Here is a 4,916-nt window from a genome sequence, read left to right as displayed (position 1 = left end):
CCGCCGTTCGCCGTCCCGATCCCCACGGTGTGCACCGCGATGCGCCGCTGCGTCGCCTGCTCCAGCGCGATCTGCACCATGCTCATGGGCTCGAGCGCCTCCCCGTCCGAAAGCACCACGATGGAGCCCGGGCGCGGTTCCCTTCCCGCCACCGGCACGTCCAGCAGGTTCACCGCGCTGCGCAGCGCGGAGTAGAGCGAAGAGCCGTCCTGCTGCACCACGTCCGGCCCCAGCGCGTCCAGGTACAGGTGCACGGCCGCGAAGTCGTCCGTCAGCGGCGTCAGCGGCTGCCCGCTCCCGGCGAACGCCACCAAGCCCAACCGCGACCCGCCCAGCTGCGCCATCAGCTCCCGCGCGATCTGGCGCTCGCGCTCCAGCCGGTTGGGCGCCACGTCCTCCACCAGCATGCTGTTGGATGCGTCCAGCACCAGCACCACGTCGCCCCGCCGGGGCTGGTCCGGCTCCCGCGACTTGCCCCAGCGCGGCCCGGCGGCGGCGATCCCCAGCAGCGCCGCGGCGGGAAGCAGCAGCGCCGCGCGCCGCCAGGGAAAGGCGAGCAGATCGGTTCCCGTCAGCCGCCGGACGAGCGCGGGGTCGCCCAGCGCGGCCGCCACGTCCCGCCGGCGCCGCCACCACAGCAGCAGCGCGATGCCCAGGATGGCGGGAAAGAGCGCGATCAGGTGCAGCAGCGAGTGGTCTGCCCAGCGCATCACGGCACCCGCCCCCAGCGCGTGGCGCGGAACAGCCACTCCAGCAGCAGAAGAACGGCGCCGGCCAGCAGCAGGGGAAGATGCCAGTCCGTGTGCCGCTGGTAGCGCCGCACGCGGACGGGCGTGCGCTCCATCCGGTCAATCTCCGAGTAGATGCCGGCCAGCGCGCGCGTGTCCCGCGCCCGGAAGTAGCGGCCGCCCGTCTGCCGCGCCACGTCCGTCATCAGCCGTTCGTCGGTGGACACGGGGCCCTCCGCGTACCGCACGGACGAGCCTGCGCGGGCCACGGCGCGCGGGGCCGTGGTGTCCGTCCCCACGCCGATGGTGTAGACGCGGATGCCGAGCGCGGCGGCGGCGCGGGCGGAGGCGCGCGGGTCCAGCGCGCCGCGGTTGTTCATCCCGTCGCTCATGAGGATGATGACGCGCGACTTTTCCGGCGCGCGCCGCAGCCGGTTGGCCGCCGCCGCCAGCCCGTCGCCGATGGCCGTTCCGTCGTTCAGCTCGCCGGCGCGCAGGCCGTCCAGCGCCTCCAGCAGCATGCCGTAGTCCAGCGTAAGCGGCACACGCGTCATGGCATCCCCGCCGAACGCCACGAGGCCGATGCGGTCGTTCTCCCGCCCGCGGACGAAGCGCGCGACGGTCTGCTTGGCCGCCTCAAGCCGGTTTCGCGGCCGCATGTCCGCCGTCAGCATGGACGGAGACGCGTCCACCGCGACCACGATGGCGATCCCGTCCGAGGTCCGCTCCTCCACCGCCGCGCCCGTGCGCGGGCCGGCGAGCGCGATCACGAGCCAGGCGAACGCGCCCGCGCGCATGGCGTCCGGAAGCGAGCCCAGCACGCCCCCGCGCCCGCGCGCCGCCTCACGCAGCGCGCCCATCCGCGCGAACCGGAGCGCCGCCGGGGTTGTGCGATGGATCCACGCCAGCCACGCGGGAACCAGCAGAAGCAGAAGAAGCGCCCAGGGATGCGCGAAGTGGAATCTCATCCCGCGCCTCCGTCTGCCTCGTCCGCATCCTCTCCCGCGCGAAAGGCGGCGACCCACTCCCGCGCCGCCGTCCAGTCGCGCAGCGCGCGCTCGGCGGATGGGGGGCGGCGCGCGAACTTGGCCAGGTCCGCCGCGCCCAGCACCTCCGCCGCGCCAGCCGCCGCGTCCCCGTCGCCGCGCGCGCCCAGGCGGCCGATCAGCTCCAGCGTCGTCAGGTCCCCGCCCAGCTCCGGGTCCGCCGCCGCGGCGAAGTCGCGCAGAATGGCGCTCTGGCGGGCGTAGAAGCCTTCCAGGTCACCGGTTTCCATCAGTCCCGACGCGCGCAGCCGGTCCAGCTCCGCCAGCGCCTCCCGCCGCGCGCCGGCCGGCGTCGCCGTCCCGTGCTTCCTTTTCCGCCACAGGAACAGCGCCAGGAGGATGACGAGCGCCGCCGCGGCCCCCACCGCGATCCATCCCCATGGCGGCCCGTCCTCCGCGAGGGGAACGATTCCGCGCGCGGGCCGGGGGCGCGGATTCGCGGAGTCCGCGGGGAGCACCGGGCGAACGGTGGGGAGCTGAATGCGGACGGGAACCGGTTCCGCTCCGCCCTCTGCGCCGGCGCGAAGCTCCGCGCGGATCTCGTGCGCCGGGCCCGGGATCCACGCCACCATCGGCACGGCGAGGCGGCGGACGCCCGCGGAATCCGACGGCACCGCGGGCCCGGACGCCTGCCACGCGCCGCCGCTGGCGGGAAACTCCAGCTTTGCGTCCGCACCCGCCGCGCCTCCGCGGACGTCGACAGTGACGGTGAACGGTTCGCCGGCCAGCACCGTGTCGCAGTCCGTGCGCGCGGCGAGCGGCGCGTTCTGCCCCGTGACAGGCTGCGCGGCGACGGCAAGGAGAAACGCGAGCGGCAGGAGGCGCCTCATTGGCGCAGGCGGCGCTCGCGGCGGCGAAAGAAGGAGAGGACGGCGGTGGAGATGGGCTGATCCGTCCGCAGTTCGATCTCGTCCAGCCCTAGCCGGCGAAAGGTGCGGCGAACGGAGGCGCGCTCGTCCCGCGTGGCGGACTCGAAGTCGCGGCGCACGCGCTCCACCCCCGTATCCACCATCACCGAATCCCCCGTCTCCGCGTCCACCAGCCGCAGCACGCCGACGTCCGGGATGTGCGCGTCCGCCGGATCGCCGAGCACGACGGGGATCACGTCGTGGCGCACGGAGGCGGAGCGCAGCGCATGGTCGAACGCCGCCTCGCCGCCGCCGAGGTGAAAGTCGGAGACCAGAAAGATGATGGACCGCCCGCGCATGACGCGAAACGCGTGGCGCAGCGCGAGCGCCAGGTCCGTCCCCGTCCCCGCGGGGCGAAAGGCGAGCAGGTCGCGGATGATGCGCAGCACGTGGCGCCGCCCCTTTCGCGGCGGCACGAACGCCTCCACGCGGTCCGTAAAGACCAGGAGCCCCACGCGGTCGTTGTTGCGCACCGCGGACATGGCGAGCGTAGCCGCCACCTCGGCCACCATCTCGCTCTTGAAGCGCCCCCGCGTGCCGAAGCGCTGCGATCCGGACAGGTCGACCGCGAGCAGGACGGTGAGCTCCCGCTCCTCCACGTACTTCTTGACGAAGGTGGTGCCGGCGCGGGCGCTCACGTTCCAGTCGATGGTGCGCACGTCGTCGCCGGGCACGTACTCGCGAACCTCCACGAACTCCAGCCCCTGCCCCTTGAACACCGAGTGGTACTCGCCGCTGAACTGCGAGGCCACCAGCCCGCGCGTGCGCAGGTCCACGCGCCGCACCTGCCGCATGATCTCCGCCACGGCGGGCGGCGCGGCTTCGGCCGGCGGATCGGCGCGCGGACGGCGGCGAAAGAAGCCCATGCGGTGGATCAGGGAACGCGCACCGCGCGCAGCACCCGCCGCACCACGTCATCGGCGCTCACCTCTTCGGCCTCCGCCTCGTACGTGGTGATCACGCGATGGCGAAGGACGTCGGGGGCGATGGCCTTTACGTCCTCGGGCACCACGTACGAGCGGCCGCGCAGGTAGGCATGCGCCCGCGAGCAGGCGGCCAGCGCGAGCGTAGCGCGCGGCGAAGCGCCGTATTCAATGAGCGGCTCCAGTTCCGCCGCGCCGTAGCGCCTGGGCTCGCGCGTGGCGGCGACCAGGTCCAGGATGTAGTCGGCAATGCGGTCGTCCAGGTACAGGCCGGCGATGGCGTCGCGCGCGCTCAGGATGTCGGCGGGGGTGGCGACCGGCTGCACGGGGATGTCGCCGCCCGTGGACATGCGGCGCATGATCTCGCGCTCCTCCTCCCGGGTGGGATAGCCGACGCGCACCTTGAGCATGAAGCGGTCTACCTGTGCCTCGGGGAGCGCGTACGTCCCCACCTGCTCCAGCGGGTTCTGCGTCGCGAGCACCAGGAAGGGCCTGGGCAGATCGTACGTTTCGCCGCCGATGGTCACCTGCTTTTCCTGCATGGCTTCCAGCAGCGCGGCCTGCACCTTGGCGGGGGCGCGGTTGACCTCGTCCGCCAGCACGATGTGGGCGAAGATGGGGCCGCGGTGCGGCACGAATTCGCCGGTGCGCTGGTTGTAGATCGTGGTGCCCACGACGTCCGCGGGGAGCAGGTCGGGCGTGAACTGGATGCGCTGAAAGGAGGCATCCACCGTATCCGCCAGCGTGCGGACGGCCAGCGTCTTGGCGAGGCCGGGGAGCCCTTCGCAGAGCACGTGGCCGCCGGTCAGGAGCCCGATGAGCAGGCGCTCCACCATGGAATCCTGGCCCACGACGCGGCGGTGCACCTCCTGGACGATGCGGTCCAGGAACTCGGCCCGGGGCGGCGCGCCCGGCGGTGCGTACGGGGACGGCTGGGTCATGAAGGGCAGTGCGTGAGTGCTGGGTGCGTGAGTGCGGAAGTACGAAAGTGCCCGGTGCTCAGTGCCCAGTGCCCGGTCACTACTCACGAGGTACGGGGTTGGCGCGTGCCTCGGCGGAGGCCTTCACCCGGCTCGCTCAGGCTCGCCACCCTCTCCCACGAACGGATGTGGGAGAGGGGGCACACCCCAGTCCGGCGCGATTCGCGAAGCTCGGCTCACCGCCCGGCTTGGGTCAACCGGGAACATGGGTAACAAATCGGACCGGGTTGATAGGTAACAGTTTTCTTTAATCAGTTCCCCCCACCCGGGAGTCCGGCGTCAGCCGGAGACCACCCCTGTGGCTTCCCTCAACCGGCCGATCAGCCGCTCG

At 72.8% G+C, this 4,916-nt stretch carries 5 protein-coding genes; all 5 read right to left on the bottom strand.

Annotated elements, in window-relative coordinates:
* Nucleotides 1-710 (bottom strand): vWA domain-containing protein (locus tag VF665_RS07710; protein ID WP_331052830.1); only part of this gene is annotated, 710 nt, incomplete at its 3' end.
* A complete protein-coding gene (locus VF665_RS07705; RefSeq protein WP_331052829.1) occupies nucleotides 710-1,696 on the bottom strand; it encodes a VWA domain-containing protein in 987 nt (328 codons plus the stop codon). The genes VF665_RS07705 and VF665_RS07710, both read right to left, overlap by 1 nt.
* Nucleotides 1,693-2,604 (bottom strand): DUF4381 family protein, encoded by a 912-nt coding sequence (locus VF665_RS07700; protein ID WP_331052828.1) that lies wholly within the window; start codon nucleotides 2,602-2,604, stop codon nucleotides 1,693-1,695. The genes VF665_RS07705 and VF665_RS07700 overlap by 4 nt, the downstream gene beginning before the upstream one ends.
* Nucleotides 2,601-3,548 carry a DUF58 domain-containing protein gene (locus VF665_RS07695; protein ID WP_331052827.1) on the bottom strand — a complete coding sequence of 316 codons (948 nt, stop codon included), beginning with the start codon at nucleotides 3,546-3,548 and terminating at the stop codon, nucleotides 2,601-2,603. Before VF665_RS07695 ends, VF665_RS07700 begins: the two co-directional genes overlap by 4 nt.
* 8 nt (nucleotides 3,549-3,556) lie before the next feature.
* Nucleotides 3,557-4,546, bottom strand: coding sequence for a MoxR family ATPase (locus VF665_RS07690; RefSeq protein ID WP_331052826.1), 990 nt, complete (start codon nucleotides 4,544-4,546; stop codon nucleotides 3,557-3,559).
* Between the last annotated feature and the right edge of the window lie 370 nt (nucleotides 4,547-4,916).

Origin of the sequence: Longimicrobium sp. (genome assembly GCF_036387355.1) — a bacterium.
In the GTDB taxonomy this organism is placed as follows: Bacteria; Gemmatimonadota; Gemmatimonadetes; order Longimicrobiales; family Longimicrobiaceae; genus Longimicrobium.
This window is presented reverse-complemented; position numbering and strand designations above follow the sequence as displayed.

Coding starts and splice junctions, on each gene's coding strand:
- VF665_RS07705 (WP_331052829.1), bottom strand. CDS start 1,696: ATGAGATTCCACTTCGCGCATCCCTGGGCGCTTCTTCTGCTTCTGCTG.
- VF665_RS07700 (WP_331052828.1), bottom strand. CDS start 2,604: ATGAGGCGCCTCCTGCCGCTCGCGTTTCTCCTTGCCGTCGCCGCGCAG.
- VF665_RS07695 (WP_331052827.1), bottom strand. CDS start 3,548: ATGGGCTTCTTTCGCCGCCGTCCGCGCGCCGATCCGCCGGCCGAAGCC.
- VF665_RS07690 (WP_331052826.1), bottom strand. CDS start 4,546: ATGACCCAGCCGTCCCCGTACGCACCGCCGGGCGCGCCGCCCCGGGCC.